We start from the raw sequence: 21446 nt of genomic DNA on the forward strand, positions 1-21446 counted from the left end.
CCATGAAAATCACCCGTCTGACCACCTACCGCCTGCCGCCGCGCTGGATGTTCCTGAAAGTCGAGACCGATGAGGGCGTCACCGGCTGGGGCGAGCCCGTCATCGAAGGCCGTGCGCGCACGGTGGAAGCGGCGGTGCATGAGCTGTCCGACTACCTCATCGGCCAAGACCCGAGCCGCATCAACGACCTCTGGCAGACCATGTACCGCGCCGGCTTCTACCGCGGCGGCCCGATTCTGATGAGCGCCATTGCCGGCATTGACCAGGCGCTGTGGGACATCAAGGGAAAGGTGCTGGGCGTGCCGGTGTACGAACTGCTCGGCGGCCTCGTGCGCGACAAGATGCGCACGTACAGCTGGGTCGGCGGCGACCGTCCGGCCGACGTGATTGCCGGCATGAAGGCGCTGCAGGCCGGCGGCTTTGATCACTTCAAGCTCAACGGCTGCGAAGAGATGGGCATCATCGACACGTCCCGCGCCGTGGATGCCGCGGTGGCGAAGGTTGCAGAAATTCGCTCGGCCTTTGGCAATACCGTCGAATTCGGGCTCGATTTCCATGGCCGCGTTTCTGCGCCGATGGCCAAGGTGCTGATCAAGGAGCTGGAGCCGTATCGCCCGCTCTTTATCGAAGAACCGGTGCTGGCCGAGCAGGCCGAAACCTACGCCCGCCTGGCCGCCCACACGCATCTGCCCATCGCCGCCGGCGAGCGCATGTTCTCGCGTTTCGACTTCAAGCGCGTGCTGGAAGCGGGTGGGGTATCGATTTTGCAGCCGGACCTGTCTCACGCCGGCGGCATTACCGAATGCGTGAAGATCGCCGCAATGGCCGAAGCTTACGATGTGGCGTTGGCGCCGCATTGCCCGCTGGGCCCCATCGCTCTGGCGGCCTGCCTGCACGTCGATTTCGTGAGCTGGAACGCCACGTTGCAGGAACAGAGCATGGGCATCCATTACAACAAGGGCGCCGAACTGCTTGATTACGTGCGGAACAAGGCCGATTTCGCCCTGGAAGGCGGCTATATCCGCCCGCCGCGCCTGCCCGGCCTGGGCGTCGACATTGATGAGGCGCTGGTCATCGAACGCAGCAAGGAAGCCCCCGACTGGCGCAACCCAGTGTGGCGCCATGCCGACGGTTCCGTCGCGGAGTGGTAAGCCGGGCGGGGGAGGGGGAAGTCGTAGCACGTTTTACTGACCGCGATCACCCCAGCCGGGTCATCCCCGTCTGGTAAAATCGCGATTTTCCCGCCTATCTCCTGCCGCAGGTTCGCATGACCGCCCCCGCCCTCCACTCGAATACCACCCAGCCTACCCAGTTGATGGCCAGCGCCATTCGCGTGCTTGCCATGGACGCCGTCCAGCAAGCCAATTCGGGCCACCCCGGCGCGCCGATGGGCATGGCGGATATCGCCGTGGCACTGTGGAGCCGCCACCTGCGCCACAACCCGCTGAACCCGCGCTGGCCTGATCGCGACCGCTTCGTGCTGTCCAACGGCCACGGCTCGATGCTGATCTACGCGCTGCTGCACCTGACCGGCTATGACCTGCCGATGTCGGAACTGAAGAACTTCCGTCAGCTCCACAGCAAGACCGCTGGCCACCCGGAATACGGCATCACCCAGGGCGTGGAAACCACCACTGGCCCGCTGGGCCAAGGCATCACCAACGCCGTCGGCATGGCCCTGGCCGAGCGCCTTTTGGGCCAGGAATTCAACCGCCCGGGCTTCGACATCGTCAACCACCACACCTATGTCTTCCTGGGCGATGGCTGCTTGATGGAAGGCATCAGCCACGAGGCTTGCTCGCTGGCCGGCACGCTCAAGCTGAACAAGCTCATCGCGCTGTGGGACGACAACGGCATCTCGATCGACGGCGACGTTGTCCACTGGTTCAACGACGACACCCCGAAGCGCTTCGAAGCCTACGGCTGGAACGTGATCCGCGCCGTGGATGGCCATAACGTTGCCGCCGTGGACGCCGCCATTGCCGAAGCCAAGAAGTCGGACAAGCCGACCCTGATCTGCTGCCGCACGCTCATCGGCAAAGGTGCGCCCAACAAGGAAGGCGGTCACGATGTGCACGGCGCGCCGCTGGGCGGCGCTGAAATCGCTGCCGCGCGCGAAGCGCTGGCCTGGCCGCACGCCCCGTTTGAAGTGCCGCAAGCCGTGTACGACGCGTGGGATGCCAAGGGCCAGGGCCAGGCACTGGAAAAGGCCTGGAACGCGCTGTTCGATGCCTATTCCGAGCGCCACCCGGCCGAAGCCGCGCAGTTCGAGCGCCGCATGCGTGGAGAACTGCCGGAAGCCTTCGACAAGGCCGTCGCCGAGTTCATCGAGAAGTGCGAGCAGAAGGCCGAGACCATTGCCACGCGCAAGGCCAGCCAGAACACGCTCGAAGCCTATGGCCCGGTGCTGGGTGAGCTGCTGGGCGGCTCGGCCGACCTGACCGGCTCGAACCTGACCAACTGGAGCGGCAGCAAAGCCGTGCGTGTGGATGCCTGGGGCAACCACATCAACTACGGCGTGCGCGAGTTCGGCATGAGCGCCATCATGAACGGCATCGCGCTGCACGGCGGCTACATTCCGTATGGCGGCACGTTCCTGACGTTCTCCGACTACAGCCGCAACGCGCTGCGCATGGCCGCGCTGATGAAGATCCGCTCGATCTTCGTCTTTACGCACGACTCGATCGGCCTGGGCGAAGACGGTCCGACGCACCAGTCCATCGAGCACGTTGCCAGCCTGCGCCTGATCCCGAACATGGACGTCTGGCGCACCGCCGACACCACCGAAACCGCCGTCGCCTGGGCTGCTGCCATCGAGCGCCAGAACGGCCCGAGCTGCCTGATCTTCAGCCGCCAGAACCTGCCGTTCCAGGCGCGCAACCCGGCCACGCGCGAAGCCATCGCGCGCGGCGGCTACGTGCTCCGCGATGCCGCTAACGGTAAGCCGGACGTGGTGATCATCGCCACCGGCTCGGAAGTTGGCCTGGCGGTGGGTGCAGCAGATCAGCTTGCTGCCGAGGGTATTCATGCGCGCGTGGTATCGGTGCCCGCCACGACCGTGTTCGACAAGCAGGATTCTGCCTACAAGGCGAGCGTGCTGCCGGCCGGTGTGCCGCGCATTGCGGTGGAAGCGGGCGTGACCGATTTCTGGTGGAAGTACCAGGTACAAGCCGTGGTCGGTATCGACACGTTCGGTGAGTCGGCCCCGGCAGGCGTGCTGTTCAAGCACTTCGGCTTCACCGTCGAAAACGTGGTGAACACCGCCAAGAGCGTCATTGCTTAACTGAATTTGCGCACGCGGCACCCACGAGGTGCCGCGCTGGTTTTTATCGCACCGTCGATTTCTTTTCTGCTATCAGGAGACTGACCATGACCATCAAGATCGGCATCAACGGCTTCGGCCGCATCGGACGCATGGTGTTCCGCGCCGCCGCCGCCAACTTCAAGGACATCGAAGTCGTTGCCATCAACGACCTGCTCGAGCCCGACTACCTGGCGTACATGCTCAAGTACGACTCGGTGCACGGCCGCTTCGACGGTGAAGTGTCGGTCGACGGCAACACGCTCGTCGTCAACGGCAAGAAGATCCGCCTGACCGCCGTGAAGGATCCGTCCGAGCTGAAGTGGGGCGAAGTCGGCGCCGACGTGGTGATCGAATCGACCGGCATCTTCCTGACCAAGGAAGGCGCGCAAAAGCACATCGACGCGGGCGCCAAGAAGGTGATCATGTCGGCTCCGTCGAAGGATGACACCCCGATGTTCGTGTACGGCGTGAACCACGAAACGTACAAGGGCGAGGCGATCATCTCCAACGCTTCGTGCACGACCAACTGCCTGGCACCGGTTGCCAAGGTGCTGAACGACAAGTGGGGTATCAGGCGCGGCCTGATGACCACCGTGCACGCTGCCACCGCCACGCAGAAGACTGTTGACGGCCCGTCCAACAAGGACTGGCGCGGCGGCCGCGGCATCCTGGAAAACATCATCCCGTCGTCCACTGGCGCCGCCAAGGCCGTGGGCGTGGTGATCCCGCAACTGAACAAGAAGCTGACCGGCATGTCGTTCCGCGTGCCGACCTCGGACGTGTCGGTCGTCGATTTGACCGTCGAGCTGGAAAGCGCTGCCACGTACGCTGAAATCTGCGCCGAAATGAAGGCACAGAGCGAGGGCGCGCTGAAGGGCGTGCTGGGCTACACCGAAGACAAGGTCGTCGCTACGGATTTCCGCGGCGATGCACGCACCTCGATCTTCGATGCCGAAGCCGGCATCGCACTGGACGGCACGTTCATCAAGGTCGTGAGCTGGTACGACAACGAGTGGGGCTACTCGAACAAGTGCCTGGAAATGGCGCGTGTGGTGGGCAAGTAATCCTGCTTAAAGGCACAGAAAAACGCGCCTTCGGGCGCGTTTTTCATAGGCGGGCGAAGCGCAGCAGCCGTCACAGCCACGCGCCACTCGGCGCACGCTCGATACCAGTTTGTTAAGAACTGAAAAGAAACGTTTGCGGATGGGCAAGTTTCGAATTCGCGCAACAGGAATTCGCTTTGAAAATCGGGTTGCAGTCCGTACACTGAACAAATACTACATTGTGATGTGGCGGGCTTTTACGCCGCATCCGACCCGTTGCCTCGGCAATGGTTGCCTTTCCAGTTTCCCAACGTGTTCGAGCCAAGGCGTCCCATGGTCAACGTCGATACCAAGCTGCTGGTGATTTTTGTTGAGCTGCTCAGCAAGCGCAACGCCACCTACGTGGCTGAAAAGATGCACATGACCGCACCGGCTGTCTCGCATTCGCTGGGCCGTCTACGCGAAATTTTCGACGATCCCCTCTTCATCCGTGTTCCGCACGGTCTGACACCCACGCCCAAGGCGCTCGAACTCGGCCCCAAGGTGCGTGAGATGCTTGACCTGTGGGCTGCCATCAACGAAGGCGATATCGCCACGTTTGACCCGGCCGAAGCCACCGGTACGTTCAACGTCAGCTTTGCCGGCACGTTGGGCGATGCGCTGTTCGATCGCTTCCTGTTGCGCATCAAGCGGCTGGCACCGTCATTGCAGGTACGCCTGACCGAGTCGTCCTCGTGGGAGGCCGATGTGGCCGCCATGCGCGCCAACGAGCTGGATCTGGCGTTCTCGCCGTTTCCCACGCGCCACCCCGAGATCATGGAAGAGGTCGTGACCTCCTTCAACATGTGGGTCTGTGCACGCAAGGACCACCCGATCCTCGGTGATCGCTGCACGCTCGAGCAATACCTCGACTGCGAGCATATCTTTATTGCGCAGGGCAGCCCCGGCAGCCGCGTTGCGCCGTCGCTCATTCCGCTGGACTACGCCCTGCAGCAGCGCGGCCTCAAGCGCAGCTCGACCATGACCGTGCATAGCTGGCGCACGCAGGGCGAAGTGGCTGCCCAGACCGACATGATCTTCACGGTCAACTCGCTGATGAAGGACATGGTCTGCAAGATGTACGACCTCAACGCGTTCCCGCTGCCTGCAGAGCTTGAAACCGTGCTGGGGCTGAACATGCTGTGGCACCGTAGCCGCAACACGCATCCGATGCTGGTGTGGGCGCGTCAGCTCTTCAAGCAGGTCGTGGCCGAATACACCGGGCAGGCGTCGGGCGTGCCGGCCCATCCACCCGTGCAGGCCAATGAGCATGGCAAGGCCGAGAAGGGCGGCCAGGGCGACGCAGAAAAGGAGGGCGAGACGCGGTTGTCTGCCTGACATCCGCCAACTCGCCGCTCCAATGAAAAACGGCCGCAGACGATGCGGCCGTTTTCTTTTGCGATGACGCTTCAGCGCTTTGGCCGATGCGGGCAGGCTTCCTTCGTGCAATTGCCATAGAGCGACAGCGCGTGCTCCTGCAGCGCGAAGCCGCGCGCACGGGCGATGCTCTGCTGGCGCTGCTCGATCTCGGCATCGAAAAATTCTTCCACGCGGCCGCAATCGAGGCACACCAGGTGATCGTGGTGTTTGCCTTCGTTGAGTTCGTAGATCGCCTTGCCGGATTCGAAGTTGTTGCGTGACAGCAGCCCCGCCTGTTCGAACTGCGTCAGCACGCGATAGACCGTGGCCAGGCCAATGTCCATGTGCTCGGCGAGCAGGATGCGGTACACGTCTTCGGCGCTCATGTGGCGCTCTTCGCTGGTCTGAAAGATCTCGAGGATCTTCAACCGCGGCACCGTGGCTTTCAGACCGATGTTCTTGAGGTCTGCAGGACTCGGCATGCGCCAGGCTCCCTAGAGTACAATGTTCGGATTCCAATCATAAGGGTTTTGGCGGCAAAAGTCCTATTGACGGGCGTGCACGATTTGCACCGCCGTCGCCGATTCCTCCCGTACCGGCATGTCCGGAACCGTTTGAAGGCCGATCGCTCATGACCTTTTCCTTTGCGCGCAGTCCTGTCCGTTTTACCCACGTCGCCCGTCGCGGCGGCCTGTTGGTGGGTGCCATGCTCGCTGCGTCGGCGTTGCTGGCCGGATGCGGCACCTATGACAGCACCACGCGCAAGATCGCCAATGCCATCACGCCGTATCGCATCGATATCGTCCAAGGCAATTTCGTCTCGCGCGAACAAGCAGCCCAGCTCAAGGAAGGCATGACGCGCGACCAAGTGCGCTTCGTACTCGGCACGCCGCTGTTGACGGATATGTTCCATGCCAACCGCTGGGACTACATCTTCTCGTTCAAGCGTGGCAACACGGCCGTTGTGCAGGAACGCAAGCTGACCGTGTGGTTTGATGGGGATCGCCTTGCCAAGTGGGTAGGCGCTGATGAGCTGCCGTCCGAATCGGAACTGATCTCCGAGATCGATGGCATCAAGCGCCCGAAGAAGGACGCCGCGCAAGCCGCTGCTGCTGCGGGTGCCGCACCGGCAGCGCGCGCGCCGTCGATTCCGTCGGCTGAAGCAGCTGACCGCGTGCAGTCGACCACCGGCTCCAAAAACAGTGTTGACGTGACGCTGCCGGAGCGCCGCACTGGTGGTGGCGGTACCGACACCAGCGTTCCGCCGCCGGCCACCACGTCGCCCTGAACGCCCAGGGGCGCGTGTAGCCGGAGCACCGGCACACCATCTTCGAGCGAGCGGCGGACGGGTTCCGCCGCTTGTGCGTTTTACAGACCGCTTTCTCTTTTGCAGCTTTTCGCTTCCACCAACATGAAAATTGCGATTGCAGGCGCCTCGGGCCGCATGGGCCAGATGCTGATCGACACCGTACTGCGCACGCCGGGCGTGACGCTGGGCGCCGCGCTGGACCGCGCCGGCAGCGACGCCGTGGGACAGGACGCCGGCGTCAAGCTTGGCAAGACCACTGGCGTGATTGTGACCGACGACGTGCGCGCGGGGCTCTCGCAGGCCGACGTGCTGATCGATTTCACACGTCCTGACGCGACGCTCAATCATCTGAATGTGGCGCGTGAGCTGGGCACTGCCGTGGTGATCGGTACGACCGGTTTCACGGCCGAGCAGAAGGCCAGCTTCAAGACCTACGGCGAGTCGATCGGCGTGGTCTGGGCGCCAAACATGAGCGTGGGCGTGAACGCGACCTTCAAGTTGATCGAAGTCGCCGCGAAGATCCTGGCGCAGGGCTATGACGTCGAGATCATGGAGGCGCACCACAAGCACAAGATCGACGCGCCGTCGGGCACCGCGCTCAAGATGGGCGAGATCGTGGCCGAGGCGCAGGGCACCAAGCTGGCTGATCGTGCGGTGTATGCCCGAGAAGGTGAGACCGGCCCGCGGGAGCTTGGCACCATTGGTTTTGCCACCGTGCGCGGCGGCGACATCGTAGGCGACCACACCGTGCTGTTTGCCGGTGACGGCGAGCGCATCGAGATCACGCATCGCTCCAACACGCGCCAGTCGTATGCCGAAGGCGCCGTGCGCGCTGCGGTGTACGTGGCCGGCAAGAAAGGCTTGTACGACATGAACGACGTGCTCGGCCTGTAAATCAGGTGGGCAGGAAAGGGCGCCGGCAGGCCTGTCCGGCGCCTTTTTTCTCCGCTCGCGATCGCCCGGATGGGATGGGTGGCGACGGTATAATCGGGCCTTTTCCGTTATTCAATCCGGCTGCGCGCGTTGGTTGTGCGGCTGCAATCGCCCGGGGCACCCGGACGACCCATCACCATGCAAGACAAATACTCCCCGTCCGAAGTCGAACAGCAAGCGCAGCAACACTGGCAGGCCCTGGATGCCTACCGGGTGACCGAACACGCGCGCGCTGCTGACGGCTCGGACAAGCCCAAGTTCTACGCGTGCTCGATGCTGCCGTATCCGTCGGGCAAGCTGCACATGGGCCACGTGCGCAACTACACGATCAATGACGTGATGACGCGTCAGCTGCGCATGAAGGGGTACAACGTACTGATGCCGATGGGCTGGGACGCCTTCGGCATGCCAGCGGAAAACGCGGCGCTCAACAACGGCGTGGCACCGGCTGCATGGACCTACGACAACATCGCTTACATGAAGAAGCAGATGCAGTCGATGGGTCTGGCGATCGACTGGTCGCGCGAAGTGGCGACCTGCAGCCCGGACTATTACCGCTGGAACCAGTGGCTGTTCCTGAAGATGCTCGAAAAGGGCATCGCCTACCGCAAGACCGGTACCGTGAACTGGGACCCGGTTGATCAGACCGTGCTCGCCAACGAGCAGGTGATCGACGGGCGCGGCTGGCGCTCGGGCGCGATCGTGGAAAAGCGCGAGATCCCGATGTACTACCTGGGCATCACCAAGTACGCTCAGGAACTGCTCTCCGACCTCGATCCGCTGGGCTGGCCCGAGCGCGTCAAGCTGATGCAGCAGAACTGGATCGGCAAGAGCGAGGGTGTGCGTTTTGCATTCCCGCACAACATTTCCGGTGACGACGGCAAGCTGATCAACGACGGCAAGCTGTATGTCTTCACCACGCGTGCCGACACCATCATGGGCGTGACTTTCTGCGCCGTGGCCGCCGAGCACCCGATCGCTACGCACGCCGCGCAGACCAACCCGGCACTCGCCGCGTTCATCGAAGAGTGCAAGCACGGCAGCGTCATGGAAGCCGACATGGCAACCATGGAAAAGAAGGGCATGCCGACGGGCCTGACCGTCACACACCCGCTCACGGGCGAATCCGTGCCGGTGTGGGTCGGCAACTACGTGCTGATGACCTACGGCGATGGCGCCGTGATGGGCGTGCCCGCGCACGACGAGCGCGATTTTGCCTTCGCCAACAAGTACGGCCTGTCCATCAAGCAGGTCATCGACGTAAAGGGTCAGCCGTACGACACGACCACCTGGGCCGAGTGGTACGGCGACAAGGAACACGGCGTGCTGTTCCACAGCGGCAAGTACGATGGCCTGAACTATCAGCAGGCCGTCGACGCCGTATCCGCTGACCTGGCCGCCAAGGGCCTTGGCGAGAAGAAGACGACCTGGCGCCTGCGCGACTGGGGCATCTCGCGCCAGCGCTACTGGGGCACGCCGATCCCGCTGATCCATTGCGAGAGCTGCGGCGTCGTGCCGGTGCCCGAGCAGGATCTGCCGGTGCGCCTGCCCGAAGACCTCGTTCCGGATGGCACGGGCAACCCGCTCGCCAAGGACCCCCGCTTCCTGGAGTGCACGTGCCCGTCGTGCGGCAAGCCCGCGCGCCGCGAGACCGACACGATGGATACGTTCATCGATTCGTGCTGGTACTACATGCGCTATACGTGCCCGGACGGCGACACCATGGTCGACGCCCGCAACGACTACTGGATGCCGATGGACCAGTACATCGGCGGCATCGAGCACGCGATCCTGCACCTGCTGTACGCGCGCTTCTGGACCAAGGTCATGCGTGACCTGGGCCTGGTCAAGTTCGACGAGCCGTTCACCAACCTGCTCACGCAGGGCATGGTGCTCAACGAGACGTACTACCGCGAAGATGCATCGGGCAAGAAACAGTGGATCAATCCGGCCGATGTTGACGTGCAGACCGACGAACGCGGCCGCCCGGTGGGTGCCACGCTCAAAGCGGATGGCCAGCCGGTGGTGATTGGCGGCGTGGAAAAGATGTCGAAGTCGAAGAACAACGGCATCGACCCGCAAGCGCTGATCGACCAATACGGTGCCGACACGGCGCGCCTGTTCACGATGTTCGCCGCGCCGCCCGAGCAACAGCTCGAGTGGAACGACGCCGGTGTGGAAGGTGCCTCGCGCTTCCTGCGCCGTCTGTGGAATTTTGGCGTGGCGCATGGTGACGCCATTCGCGCCGGTCACGGCAATGGCGTCGTGGCGGGTGCAACGGATGCCGATCGTGCGCTGCGCCGCGAGCTGTACACCGTGCTCAAGCAGGCCAACTACGACTACGAGCGCCTCCAGTACAACACCGTTGTCTCGGCGACGATGAAGATGCTCAACGCGCTGGAAGGCGCCAAGGACGCGGGTGCCGATACGCGCCGCGAAGGCTTGGGGCTGCTGCTGCGCGTGCTGTATCCGGTGGTGCCGCACATCGCGCACGTGCTGTGGACGGAATTGGGCTACGCCGGCGCGTATGGTGACTTGCTCGACGCCCCGTGGCCGCAGGTCGACGAAGGCGCCCTGGTGCAGAGCGAGATCGAACTTGTGCTGCAGGTCAACGGCAAGGTGCGCGGCAGCATCGTCGTGCCGGCCGATGCCGACCGCGCCGCCATCGAAGCGATTGCCGCCAAGGATGAAGCGGTCCAGAAATTTGCTGAAGGCAAGCCGCCCAAGAAGATCATCGTGGTGCCGGGCCGTCTGGTGAACGTGGTGGCCTGATCGGCCATCCCACTCAAGGAACGCATGGTTATGTCGTTGTCCCGAGGTTTGTCCCGCCGCCGCTTTGGTCGCTCTGTCCTTGCCCTGGCGATCGCGCTTCCGGCGCTGTCCGCCTGCGGTTTTCACATGCGGGGCAATACCGACTTTGCGTTCAAGCGGCTGTACATCAATCTGCCGCAGAACTCGCAGATGCGCGCGCAGTTGCGCCGGCTAATCGACAACGGCTCTGACACCGTCATCGTGTCGGACAAGAAAGACGCCGATGCGCTGCTCGACGTGCTGGCCGAAGATCGCGTGAAGACCATCTCGTCGCTCACGCCGCAAGGTGTGGTGCGCGAATACCGCATTACGTATCGCTTCCGCTTCCAGCTGCGCGATGCGCACGACAACCTGCTGATCCCGCCGTCGGAAATCACGCAGTTCCGCGATCTCTCGTACAACGAGACGCAGGTGCTCGCCAAGGACTACGAAGAAGCGGCGCTCTACCGCGACATGCAGGGCGATACGATCAATCAGCTCGTGCGGCGTCTGGGTGCCGTGAAGCTGCCGTCGTAAGCGGCGGATCAGGGCAAGGTTTGGCATGCAATTGCGGCTCGATGCGCTCGAAGGTCATCTGAAGCAGGCCACCACCAAGGGGCTCGCGCCGCTGTATGTGGTGCACGGCGACGAGCACCTGCTCGCACTGGAAGCTGTTGATGCGCTGCGCCAGGCCGCCCGTGCGCAGGGCTTTAGCGAGCGCGAGGTGATGAGCGTCGAGCGCGGTTTCTCGTGGTCGCGCGTGACCGAGGCGCAGCAATCGATGTCGCTGTTCGGGGATCGCAAGATCGTCGAGTTGCGCATTCCGTCCGGCAAGCCCGGCAAGGATGGCGGTGAGGCATTGCGCGCATTGGCTGCGGGCACGCCGTCCGGCCCCGCCACCGATACCCTCACGCTGATTACGCTGCCGAGGCTGGATTTTGCGACCGCCAAGTCGGCGTGGTTCGCGGCGCTGGAAGGCGCGGGCGTGTCGATCAAGATCGATTCGGTGGACCGCACCAAGCTGCCTGGCTGGATTGGCGAGCGCCTGGCACGCCAGCAGCAGCGTGCGGAGCCTGGTGAGGCTGGCCGACGCGCCCTGCAGTTCATTGCCGACCGTGTGGAGGGCAACTTGCTGGCTGCGCATCAGGAAATCCAGAAGCTCGGTCTGCTGCATCCGGCGGGCGTACTGACGTTCGACGATGTGCACGATGCGGTGCTCAACGTGGCGCGCTACGACGTGTTCAAGCTGTCCGAAGCCATGCTGGCGGGAGATGTGCCGCGTCTGGTCCGCATGCTCGAAGGCCTGCGCGGCGAGGGCGAAGCCACGGTCCTGGTCCTCTGGACGTTGACCGAAGAAATTCGCGTATTATCAAAAATCGCCTCGGGTGCGGCCCAAGGCAAGCCGGTGGCCTCGATGCTGCGGGAACTTCGGGTGTGGGGCCCGCGCGAGCGGCTGGTGCCGCAGGCGGCGCAGCGGTTGTCGCTGCACGAGCTGGAGGGAGCACTCTCCATGGCTGCCAAGCTGGATCGGCAGGTCAAGGGATTGCGCGAACCATCGCTACCGGCTGAACCATGGGATGGCCTGCTGCAACTGGCGATGCGCATCGCGCGGCCCGGCAGCCTCCCGGTGCCGGCCTGATCCGCGCCATTGGCGCAAGCCTCCGAATTGTCCTCACTCTGAATTGCCGGCAGCTCGCCGGTCGCGATCATCATGAAGCAGCTCGACGTGAACGAATACATGGCCCTGGTCGGCCGTCAGGCGCGCACCGCCTCGCGCGGCATGGCACGTGCCGGCACCGCGCAGAAGAACCGCGCGCTGTTGCATATTGCAGCCGCCGTCCGTCGCGATGCTGCCAAGCTCAAAGAGATCAACGCCCGCGACGTCGAGCGCGCCCGCGCTAACGGCCAGGATGCTGCCTTCATCGACCGCCTCACGCTCACCGACCGCGCCATCGATACCATGGCCGCTGGCCTGGAGCAGATCGCCGCGCTGCCGGACCCCATCGGCGAGATCAGCAACATGAAGTTCCGCCCGACCGGCATCCAGGTCGGCCAGATGCGTGTGCCGTTGGGCGTGATCGGCATCATCTATGAGTCGCGTCCGAACGTGACGGTGGATGCCGCGGCGCTTTGCATCAAGTCGGGCAACGCGACCATTCTGCGCGGCGGCTCCGAGGCGATCGAATCGAACGGCGCGCTGGCCGCGCTCATCGAGGAAGGTTTGGCCGATGCTGGCTTGCCTGCCAACGCCGTGCAGGTGGTGGCCACCACAGACCGCGCGGCGGTCGGCAAGCTCATCACCATGACGGAGTATGTCGATGTGATCGTGCCGCGCGGTGGCAAGAGCCTGATCGCGCGCCTGATCGAAGAAGCCCGGGTGCCGATGATCAAGCACCTGGATGGCATTTGCCACGTCTACATCGACGCCGACGCCGACATCGAAAAGGCCGTGCGCGTATGCGACAACGCCAAGACGCAGCGCTATGCGCCGTGCAACACGATGGAGACGCTGCTCGTGTCGCGCGATGTGGCTGCGCGCGCGTTGCCGCCTCTGGCGAAGATTTACCAGGACAAGGGCGTCGAACTGCGCGTATGCCCGGCCACGCGCGCCACGCTGGAAGCTGCCGGCTTCGGCAATCTGAAGGATGCTGTTGAGGCCGACTGGCACACCGAATACCTCGCGCCGATCCTGTCGATCCGCACCGTTGACGGCCTGGACGCCGCCATCGAGCACATCAACAACTACGGGTCTGCACACACCGATTCGATCATCACCGAAAACTATTCGACCGGCATGCGCTTCCTGCGCGAGGTCGATTCGGCGAGCGTGATGATCAACGCGTCTACGCGATTTGCCGATGGCTTCGAGTACGGCCTGGGCGCCGAGATTGGCATCTCAAACGACAAGCTCCACGCGCGCGGGCCAGTCGGGCTGGAGGGGCTGACCTCGCTGAAGTACGTCGTGTTCGGGCACGGCGAGATCCGCACCTGATATCGCTTGTTGCACGTTGAGCGCCGCCAAGAGCGGCGAGCGATGTGTTTACCGTTCGCGCTTCACCATTCACGGGACTGTTCGCATGCTCTGGGTCAAAGCCTTTCACATCGTCTTCATCGCGTCGTGGTTTGCCGGGCTGTTCTATCTGCCGCGCATCTTCGTGAACCTTGCGATGGAAACCGAGCGTGCGGCCATCACGCGCCTGCTGATCATGGCGCGCAAGCTGTTCCGCTTCACGACGATGCTGGCGATTGTCGCGATCCTGCTGGGGCTGTGGCTGTTCCTGGGATATCGCATCGGGCTGTATCCGCCCAATGGCTGGATGCACGCGAAGCTCGCGCTGGTGCTCGTGACGATCGGATATCACCACGGTTGTGGCGTGCTGCTGCGCAAGTTCGAGGCGGGCACCAATAAGCGCTCCCACAAGTTCTACCGCTGGTTCAATGAACTGCCGGTGCTGTTGTTGCTGGCGATTACGATCCTGGTGGTCGTCAAGCCGTTCTGAGATCACTGCAAAATGATTCTGACGGCCCAACCCCTCCTTGCCGTACGACTTGTACTGTCTGCGTCGGCATTGACCCGTCAGAACCGCTTCGCTTCATTTTGCAGCGATCTCTAACTATTTTGTGTTCCGATGGCAACTGCTTACTTCGCGCCATGCCCCCGTGGGCTAGAACAGGCGCTGGCCGATGAACTGGCCGAAATCGCCATCCGCCCGGAGGTGGATGAGCTGGCCGCGTTTGAGGTGGGCCGCACCGTGCCGGGTGGCGTGCACTTCTTCGGCACGCAGGGTGCGGCGTATGCCGTGAACCTGAACAGCCGCATCGCCAGCCGCGTGCTGATGCGCCTCGGCTCGCGCGGGTATCGCTCGGAAGACGACATCTACGCGCTGGCCGCCGCGCAGCGCTGGGAAGATTACTTCACGCCCGACGAGATGATCCGCGTGGACGTGACTGCGCACAAATCGCCGTTGCAGAGCTTGAAGTTTGTCGGCCTGCGCGTGAAGGACGGGGTGTGTGACCGCTTCCGCCAACGCATGGGCGCGCGGCCCAGCGTCGATACCGTCTCCCCCGACGTGCGCATCTACGCGTACCTGACCGAGACCGACTGCACGATCTATCTCGACACCACCGGCGAGCCGCTCTTCAAGCGCGGCTGGCGCCAGGAAAAGGGCGAGGCGCCGCTGAAGGAAAATCTCGCCGCCGGCATTCTGCGCCTGACGGGCTGGACGGGTGCTCATGGCATGCCGTTCTACGATCCGATGTGCGGCAGCGGCACATTCCTCGTTGAAGCCGCGCAACGCGCGCTTGGCATTGCGCCGGGCGGCCAGCGCGCCTTCGCCTGCGAGTGGTTGCAGGACCACGACGCCAAATGCTTCAAGCGCCTGCGCGAAGCCGCCGCCGATGCTGCCGCCGCCTCCATGCGCCGTGCGCCGCCGTTGGTTGCTGGCGCCGACATTTCCACCGACATGCTCGCCTATGCCGCAGCCAACTGGCAGCGTGCCGGCCTGCCCGGCGAGCCGGTGCTCAAGCAAGTTGATGCGCGTTTCGGCAAGCCGCCGTTCGAGGCCGCCGGTGTGCTGCTGATGAACCCGCCTTACGGTGAACGTATTGTCGTGCGTGGTGCTCACGGTTCGCGCCGCCGCCGGCCGGAAGGCGAGAGTGAGGAGGACGGCACCGTGTTCGAGCGCGCCAGCCGAGCCATGGGCGCCCCGCGCGACGATGGTCGCCGTCCGATGCGCGAGCTGCGTCAACCGGAGCCGCCGCCCCCCGTCGACCCCGAGGAAGAGGCCGCCGCCAACGAGTTCGCGCAGACCTTTGCCGGCACGCTCAAGCGCGACTTCGCCGGCTGGAAGGCGTTCGTCTTCACCGGCGATCTGTCGATGCCGCGTCGGATGCGACTGAAGGAATCGCAACGCACACCGCTCTACAACGGCAACATCGAATGCCGTCTGTTCCGCTTCGACATGGTGAAGGGCGGTATGCGCGATCGACCCGAGCGGTCCGAGTGGCCCTCAAAGGGCGATGCCTCAAACGACAACGCCGACGCATAAGCATCGGCGTTGTGTGACAACTGCGGGCGGCGTTTCAGGCGGCCTGCAGATCCTGGAAATGCTCCATCCACGCCGCGAGTTGATCCGGCGTGAGCTGCGTCTGGTTGTCGAGCAGGCGCAGCTTGACTGTCGCGCCATCGCGCTCGGCCGTGAGCGACCAACCCTTGCCATCGAGCCACAGCAGGAACGCCAGCCACTTGGCATGCGATTCCGACACCTTGTGCGTGGACGCCGCCTCCAGGAATTCCGTTAGCGTGGTGAGATCCACCACCGCCGCAGCATCGCTACCTGACGGCGAGACCTTGCCGTGCAGTACCTCGGCCAGCACTTCCAACGCCTGCGCCGCGGGCTTGCTGTCAAAGCGCGATGACAGGTCCACATATGCCTGCCGCACTGCGTGGCTGAACTCACCGGTACGCAGGCTTTCTTCGCCAACCAGCTCGGTATAGTCCTTCATCGCCCAATCGGGCTGTGCCAGCGATTGCAGACCCACGACGGCGGCTGCACGGAGGTAATCGTTGACTGCACTGAACGACGACAGCCCTGACACCGCGAGGTACAGCGTCTGCAACGCGCCGATGCGATGTGTAAGCGTCTGGCTCTGGCGCACGGTCATCTTCTCGCGCAGCAGCGCGTCACGCTCGCGACGCAGATCGGAGAATTCCAATGCCTGCTTCAGTTCCACACGCAGCGCGGTGATGTCCCACGGCTTCTTGATGTAGCGGTGAATCTGCCCCTGGTTGACTGCCTCAACCGTGTCTTCGATTTCGGAGTAGGCGGTGGTCAGGATGCGCACTAGGTGCGGATAGCGCTCGCGTGCGTAGCGCAGCAATTCGTTGCCGAGTTCACCGGGCATGCGCTGGTCCGACACGAGCACGCCCAGCGTGGCGGCGTGCTGGTCGAGCATGCGCTTGCCTTCTTCGACCGAGGTGGCGGTGACGACCGGCGCCAGTGAACCGATGGCACGGCCGAAGTAAGTCAGCGCCAATGTCTCGTCGTCCACGTACAGGATCTTGGGCTCGTTGCCCCCGGGATTGATCATCCGTCACTCCTCATAGCAATTGCAGTCGATACGGCAAACGCGCGAATCACGTGCGGCCTGGTTCGTAAGTCTTGTGGTGTTGTCATGGGAACGTCAGAGTCACGCGCGTGCCTGCGCTGGGTGCAGAATCAATCGCAATCGCTCCCCCGAACGATTGCATGATCCGCGTACAAAAAATCATGCCCATGCCGTTGCCGCCTTCTTCGGCGCGCGTCGTCACGGGGTCGATGGTCAGCCGCGCGAGAACGTCGGGCGCAATACCGGGGCCGTTGTCCTCGATGCGAATCATGTGCTGGGCGGTGCCGGCGTCCGGCACACGGCTGGCAACGATTTCAAGCTTCGGCGCATTGGTGTGCCGCAATGCCTGCAACGCGTTGCTCGTGAGCGACGAGAGCACCAGCATCACGCAGTTGGGCAGCGTCTGGATCGGAAAATCGTCTTCCACGCGGTACGACACCCATTCGCGCTGCGCGTTCGTAAACGGGTACGTGTCGAACAACGAGCGGATCAGCCCGCCCGCGCTGTTGGGCGTGGCCGCTGTGCCGGGCTTGCCGTACGTGTTGCGCACGGAGTTCAGGAACGTGGCGATCACCGAGAGGCAATAGCGCGCGTTGTCCTGCACGCGATCGGCGGCGCGGCCGATTTCGGGAAGGGCCACGGGTGTGGGCTCGCTCTGGTCAACGCGCATGCGGATGCCGCGTGCAAAGTTCGAGATGGCGGCCAACGGCGTGTTCAGCTCGTGCGCAAGAAAAGCCAGCGTTTCGTCGATTGCCATGAGGCGCTGGGTACGCAAGAGGCGGTCCTGGCGCAGTGCCAGCGCCTCTTGCAGCGAGCGCCGCACGTCATCGGGCTGATAGGGTTTCTCAAGGATCTTGAACACGCGCCCGGTGTTCACAGCCTGGATCAGCAGGTCCTTGTCGGCATATGCGGTGACGAGGATGGTGGCGATGTCGCCGTATTCCGCATCGATGAAGCGCAGCAGTTCGGTGCCGTCGCCGCCCGGCATGCGGAAGTCCGTCAGGACCACGCTGATGCGCTCGTGCGAATCGTGCAGCACGGTCTTGGCCTCTTCGACGCTGTTGGCCGTCAGCACCTCGTAGCCGGTGCCGATCATGCGCGCGAACCATTTGCAGGCCTGCGCTTCGTCGTCGACGTAGAGGATGGTGACGGTGTCCGGCGTGGTGTCCATGATGCTTCTACTCCGAGCGCGGCAGGTCGAACGTGAAGCGCGCCCATTCGCCTTCCTGACTCGTCACGGCAAGGGTGCCGCCGTGCCGCTGGATGACGCTGTAGCTGATCGACAGGCCCAGACCAAGGCCCTTGCCGACATCGCGCGTGGTGAAGAACGGCTCGAACACGCGCGACAGGTTTTTCTCGGAGATGCCCGGGCCGTTGTCGGTCACCACCACATGCAGGCGGTTGTCGATCCACTCGCCGGCAATTTCGATGCGCGGGTTCTCGCGCTGCACCTTTTGCATGGCAAGCGCCGCGTTCGACAGCAGGTTGATGAGCACGCCGATGATGGCGGCCTCGTCGCCGCGCACGAGCGTGTCCGGAGGAAGCTTGCGTTCGAGGGCCACGCCACGCAACTCGTGGCTCGTCAGGCGGATGGCCGAGTCGATTGCCTTCTCCGCCAGGAACGGCGCGTCGGCCTCGCCCTTCTCAGGGCTGCGGTAGGCGAAGGTTTTCAGATCCGACACGATGTGCTGCACGCGCTGCATGCCTTCCTTGGCATCGGACAGACATTCGAGCAGCATCGGGCTGTCCTTGGCGGTCGGGTCTTCCTGCGCCACGGCAATCGCCATCAGGCAGAAGTTGACCGGATTGTTGATCTCATGCAGCAGGCCCGCAGACAGCGTGCCGATGGCGGCCATCTTTTCCTGCTGCAGAAGCTGGCCCTTGATGTCGGTGAGGTTCTGATTGGTCTGCGCGAGCTGCTCGTTCTTCTGCGCAACTTCTTCCTTGAGTCGGAAGAGCTGGAAGCGCCCGCGTTCGTTGAAGTACGTGTACAGCGTGCTCGTCGCAATCGAGAACAGGATGAACAGCGAATGCACGATGAAGATCTCGCGCGACTGGATGCCGCCCGGATGCAGCGTGCACGCAATCACCCAGAAGATATACGTGCAGGTGCCGAACAGTACGGCTTGCAGAAAGCCGATCGGCATCACCATGCCCACCGCGTAGATCGCCAGGTTGAGCCCCGAGTAATACGGTGAACTGGCGCCCTCGGTGTCGTAGATCATCCACGAGATCATGATCTGCGGACAGATCAACCAGAAGAACGTCAGGCTCTGCACATGCTCTTCGCCCCAGCGCGTATAGAGCACAAGCAGTGCGCCGAACATGATGAGCGAGGTGATGACGCGCAGTGAGGCGAACAGCCAGAGCTTGTCCACGTACATGCCGTAGTCCAGCCCGACGCCTGCCAGCACCAGCACGATGCCGGTAACGGCCGCCATGCGGCTGAAGACGAGCCGGAACTGCTTCAGCTCGGCCTGGTATCCGCGATGTGTAATGGGCTCCATGCGTGTTCCTGGGCGGCGGATTAAGCGGCGGATGTGGCGAGCCCGGCTACGCTGGCATGGGCGAATACGTTGACGCCGGTCACGTCGGTATAGACACGCACGTCGTGCGAGCCTTCGGGCAGCAGCTCGGCCATCAGTGGTTCATCGCGATAGACGAGATACCACTCCAGCACGTGTTCCATCACGAAGCGCATCGGGTTGTTGCCGTGCACGTTGGTCGCAAGAATGGCGCCGCCCCGACGCGTACGCGAAGCAAAGTAAGCGAGCAGGCGCTGGCAGACTTTGTTGGAGAGATAGTCGAACAGGCCGGCGCAATAGACCGCATCGCAATCGCCGGCTTGCGGGCTGTCGGCCGTGATGCGGCGTTTGAGCAGTTGGTGTACAGATTCATGCACGAAATCGACGGTGACGGTCTTGCGCGCGCGGTCCATCGCACGGCGCATCTGCTCGCGGGTGTAGTCGAGCGTTTCTTCGCTGAAGTCCACCAGTTCGAACGACAGCAGCGTTGGTTCCGGATGCTGCTGAATGAAGCGCTGAATTTCCACCGCTGGTCCGCAGCCCACGTTGAGCACCTTGAACGTACGGCCCGCCGCCTTGGCTTGTGCGGCCAAGTCGCTCAGATACTGCACAAGAATGTCGATGCGGTTGCGGTGCGCCTCGGCCACGTCGGTACGCAGGAAGGCGGCGTTGACGATCTGGAAATACGTGTTCGGACCTTCTCGCGGGTCGGAGAGGATCTGGTTGACCATCTCGTAATCGCCCGCATAGCCCAGCGGCTTGGTGTACGTGCGATAGATGAAGGGCGCGCGCAACAGCAGCGGATGCAGCGCGGCTTGCGCGAACGTGCGGTGCGCCGGCGCAAGCTCCGCTTCCACCTTGCCTGCTTCCGACTCCAGCCCATCCATGTAGCCCTTAAGCTTGAGCATGATCGGCTCGGCCAGCTCCTGGAAGACATCCATGCGCAGCTTGTTGTCTTCTCGCGGCAATGTCTTCGACAGATCCACCTGTTCTACCCAGCGCGACACCTCGGCCAAGAACGCACGCATCTCGTTGACGACGATCTGATAGTCGCGATGGATGCGGAAGCGTTCCTGCCATTCCTGCACGAACGTTCGCGCTTCTTCGCCCACCGAGGCGGGCGTGTCGGCCACTTCCGATAGCTCGCGCCATTCGTCGATCAGCGTGAGCGAGACGACTGCGGTCAGTCCCGTGTTCACCAGGCTGATCACCACCGCCTTGCCAAGATAGGCTTGCCGCGTCCCCATCTTGATCGCGAGTTCGGACAGCACCTCGCTAACCTGCACGATCGAGTAGGGGTTGTAGATCTCCATCACCAGGGCACGCCGCTGCAGCGTGATGATGGTGCCGCGGACCTGCTGACCCTGTGAGTTGCGGAAGCTGACCGCGGGATCGATTTGGTTGGGTGAGTACACGGTGCGAATTTGCCGGAGACTTCAGGGAAAACGTCTGCCAAGCGGGACGCTCACTCCAACAACCGTGCACCCGGGGTCGCACCGCGAATCCGGGCACCGCGAATACGACGCGCCCCGCCGACACTGCCGGGCATGCCGCCGCATCAGTCGTGAAAGCGTGCTTGAAGCCGTCCGCTGGCCGTGCGCAATACGCGCCAGCCCGGGCGTCTCTCGCCCAAACCCGCTCCGAGAAGATCGGGGAAGATGATCGACTGCAGCCGGCGCCGTCAGTATTGCTACCGCGGCACCTCTACTACCGGCCGATCAACAGCGTGGCAACGGGAATCGTGCAACCGTGAACCATGACCAGATTGGAACGATGCACTCCCCTGACATCCGCAACGCGCGCTGCTTGAACGCGCGGCCCGCTGCTGCATCCCAAATCGTCCCTCAAGGAGAATCCCGCACAGTAATGAACTTGGGGCGCCGTATCGAATGTTGCGTGCCGGCACCCTCGTTCGCCATGATGCCGCAGCTATGCCACGCATGCATCAGGGCGATTCAGCCGGGCCATGCTCTGACGTCGTGGCTGCCGGATGACGCAATCGATTGTACTTGCCCAATGTGACCCACACAATGCAG

17 protein-coding genes are annotated in these 21446 nt (G+C 63.3%); 12 read left to right on the forward strand and 5 right to left on the reverse strand.

Going from position 1 to position 21446, the window contains the following annotated elements:
• Nucleotides 1–2: 2 nt before the first annotated feature.
• The 4 genes from dgoD (at nucleotide 3) to M1D44_RS01780 (ending at nucleotide 5724) form a co-directional block, all read left to right on the forward strand.
• Nucleotides 3–1151 (forward strand): galactonate dehydratase, encoded by a 1149-nt coding sequence (dgoD, locus tag M1D44_RS01765; protein WP_012762895.1) that lies wholly within the window; start codon nucleotides 3–5, stop codon nucleotides 1149–1151.
• Nucleotides 1152–1267: 116 nt separating this feature from the next.
• On the forward strand, nucleotides 1268–3283 hold the full coding sequence (gene tkt, locus M1D44_RS01770) for a transketolase (RefSeq protein WP_439004486.1): 2016 nt from the start codon (nucleotides 1268–1270) through the stop codon (nucleotides 3281–3283).
• 86 nt (nucleotides 3284–3369) lie between these two features.
• Nucleotides 3370–4368, forward strand: coding sequence for a type I glyceraldehyde-3-phosphate dehydrogenase (gene gap, locus M1D44_RS01775; RefSeq protein ID WP_316853033.1), 999 nt, complete (start codon nucleotides 3370–3372; stop codon nucleotides 4366–4368).
• A 312-nt stretch (nucleotides 4369–4680) separates the two neighbouring features.
• Nucleotides 4681–5724 carry a LysR family transcriptional regulator gene (locus M1D44_RS01780; protein ID WP_316684795.1) on the forward strand — a complete coding sequence of 348 codons (1044 nt, stop codon included), beginning with the start codon at nucleotides 4681–4683 and terminating at the stop codon, nucleotides 5722–5724.
• Nucleotides 5725–5795: 71 nt separating this feature from the next.
• Here the strand turns inward: M1D44_RS01780 and fur are convergent, their stop codons facing one another.
• Entirely contained in the window at nucleotides 5796–6227 is a 432-nt protein-coding gene (gene fur / locus M1D44_RS01785; protein ID WP_004632868.1) for a ferric iron uptake transcriptional regulator, read from the reverse strand.
• A 149-nt stretch (nucleotides 6228–6376) separates the two neighbouring features.
• Here fur and M1D44_RS01790 point away from each other — a divergent pair, with 149 nt between their 5' ends.
• The 8 genes from M1D44_RS01790 to M1D44_RS01825 all read left to right on the forward strand — a co-directional run bounded on the left by M1D44_RS01790 (nucleotide 6377) and on the right by M1D44_RS01825 (nucleotide 15825).
• Entirely contained in the window at nucleotides 6377–7033 is a 657-nt protein-coding gene (locus M1D44_RS01790) for an outer membrane protein assembly factor BamE (RefSeq protein WP_024979089.1), read from the forward strand.
• Nucleotides 7034–7156: 123 nt separating this feature from the next.
• Nucleotides 7157–7948: a 4-hydroxy-tetrahydrodipicolinate reductase gene (gene dapB, locus M1D44_RS01795; protein ID WP_316853034.1), complete on the forward strand. Its 792-nt coding sequence runs from the start codon at nucleotides 7157–7159 to the stop codon at nucleotides 7946–7948.
• Between the two features lie 177 nt (nucleotides 7949–8125).
• Nucleotides 8126–10759, forward strand: a complete 2634-nt coding sequence (leuS, locus tag M1D44_RS01800; RefSeq protein ID WP_316853035.1) for a leucine--tRNA ligase — start codon at nucleotides 8126–8128, stop codon at nucleotides 10757–10759.
• Between the two features lie 30 nt (nucleotides 10760–10789).
• Nucleotides 10790–11314: an LPS-assembly lipoprotein LptE gene (locus tag M1D44_RS01805; RefSeq protein ID WP_037027129.1), complete on the forward strand. Its 525-nt coding sequence runs from the start codon at nucleotides 10790–10792 to the stop codon at nucleotides 11312–11314.
• Between the two features lie 25 nt (nucleotides 11315–11339).
• Complete coding sequence (gene holA / locus M1D44_RS01810; protein ID WP_024979085.1) at nucleotides 11340–12416, forward strand: DNA polymerase III subunit delta; 1077 nt, start codon at nucleotides 11340–11342, stop codon at nucleotides 12414–12416.
• A 72-nt stretch (nucleotides 12417–12488) separates the two neighbouring features.
• Nucleotides 12489–13769, forward strand: coding sequence for a glutamate-5-semialdehyde dehydrogenase (locus tag M1D44_RS01815; protein WP_316853036.1), 1281 nt, complete (start codon nucleotides 12489–12491; stop codon nucleotides 13767–13769).
• Between the two features lie 85 nt (nucleotides 13770–13854).
• On the forward strand, nucleotides 13855–14277 hold the full coding sequence (locus tag M1D44_RS01820) for a CopD family protein (RefSeq protein ID WP_024979083.1): 423 nt from the start codon (nucleotides 13855–13857) through the stop codon (nucleotides 14275–14277).
• Nucleotides 14278–14406: 129 nt separating this feature from the next.
• The gene (locus M1D44_RS01825; RefSeq protein ID WP_439004487.1) at nucleotides 14407–15825 is read left to right on the forward strand and encodes a THUMP domain-containing class I SAM-dependent RNA methyltransferase; all 1419 of its coding nucleotides are present in this window, start codon (nucleotides 14407–14409) and stop codon (nucleotides 15823–15825) included.
• 34 nt (nucleotides 15826–15859) lie between these two features.
• Here the strand turns inward: M1D44_RS01825 and M1D44_RS01830 are convergent, their stop codons facing one another.
• From M1D44_RS01830 to phcB, 4 genes are all read right to left on the reverse strand, one after another.
• Nucleotides 15860–16867: a response regulator gene (locus M1D44_RS01830; protein ID WP_024979081.1), complete on the reverse strand. Its 1008-nt coding sequence runs from the start codon at nucleotides 16865–16867 to the stop codon at nucleotides 15860–15862.
• 82 nt (nucleotides 16868–16949) lie between these two features.
• Entirely contained in the window at nucleotides 16950–18056 is a 1107-nt protein-coding gene (gene phcR, locus M1D44_RS01835; protein ID WP_316853038.1) for a two-component system hybrid sensor histidine kinase/response regulator PhcR, read from the reverse strand.
• Between the two features lie 7 nt (nucleotides 18057–18063).
• Nucleotides 18064–19392: a two-component system sensor histidine kinase PhcS gene (gene phcS, locus M1D44_RS01840; RefSeq protein ID WP_316853039.1), complete on the reverse strand. Its 1329-nt coding sequence runs from the start codon at nucleotides 19390–19392 to the stop codon at nucleotides 18064–18066.
• A gap of 20 nt (nucleotides 19393–19412) precedes the next feature.
• A complete protein-coding gene (phcB, locus tag M1D44_RS01845) occupies nucleotides 19413–20825 on the reverse strand; it encodes a class I SAM-dependent methyltransferase PhcB (RefSeq protein WP_024979078.1) in 1413 nt (470 codons plus the stop codon).
• Between the last annotated feature and the right edge of the window lie 621 nt (nucleotides 20826–21446).

The organism is Ralstonia sp. SA306 (assembly GCF_054792405.1).

Coding starts and splice junctions, on each gene's coding strand:
- dgoD (WP_012762895.1), top strand. CDS start 3: ATGAAAATCACCCGTCTGACCACCTACCGCCTGCCGCCGCGCTGGATG.
- tkt (WP_439004486.1), top strand. CDS start 1,268: ATGACCGCCCCCGCCCTCCACTCGAATACCACCCAGCCTACCCAGTTG.
- gap (WP_316853033.1), top strand. CDS start 3,370: ATGACCATCAAGATCGGCATCAACGGCTTCGGCCGCATCGGACGCATG.
- M1D44_RS01780 (WP_316684795.1), top strand. CDS start 4,681: ATGGTCAACGTCGATACCAAGCTGCTGGTGATTTTTGTTGAGCTGCTC.
- fur (WP_004632868.1), bottom strand. CDS start 6,227: ATGCCGAGTCCTGCAGACCTCAAGAACATCGGTCTGAAAGCCACGGTG.
- M1D44_RS01790 (WP_024979089.1), top strand. CDS start 6,377: ATGACCTTTTCCTTTGCGCGCAGTCCTGTCCGTTTTACCCACGTCGCC.
- dapB (WP_316853034.1), top strand. CDS start 7,157: ATGAAAATTGCGATTGCAGGCGCCTCGGGCCGCATGGGCCAGATGCTG.
- leuS (WP_316853035.1), top strand. CDS start 8,126: ATGCAAGACAAATACTCCCCGTCCGAAGTCGAACAGCAAGCGCAGCAA.
- M1D44_RS01805 (WP_037027129.1), top strand. CDS start 10,790: ATGTCGTTGTCCCGAGGTTTGTCCCGCCGCCGCTTTGGTCGCTCTGTC.
- holA (WP_024979085.1), top strand. CDS start 11,340: ATGCAATTGCGGCTCGATGCGCTCGAAGGTCATCTGAAGCAGGCCACC.
- M1D44_RS01815 (WP_316853036.1), top strand. CDS start 12,489: ATGAAGCAGCTCGACGTGAACGAATACATGGCCCTGGTCGGCCGTCAG.
- M1D44_RS01820 (WP_024979083.1), top strand. CDS start 13,855: ATGCTCTGGGTCAAAGCCTTTCACATCGTCTTCATCGCGTCGTGGTTT.
- M1D44_RS01825 (WP_439004487.1), top strand. CDS start 14,407: ATGGCAACTGCTTACTTCGCGCCATGCCCCCGTGGGCTAGAACAGGCG.
- M1D44_RS01830 (WP_024979081.1), bottom strand. CDS start 16,867: ATGATCAATCCCGGGGGCAACGAGCCCAAGATCCTGTACGTGGACGAC.
- phcR (WP_316853038.1), bottom strand. CDS start 18,056: ATGGACACCACGCCGGACACCGTCACCATCCTCTACGTCGACGACGAA.
- phcS (WP_316853039.1), bottom strand. CDS start 19,392: ATGGAGCCCATTACACATCGCGGATACCAGGCCGAGCTGAAGCAGTTC.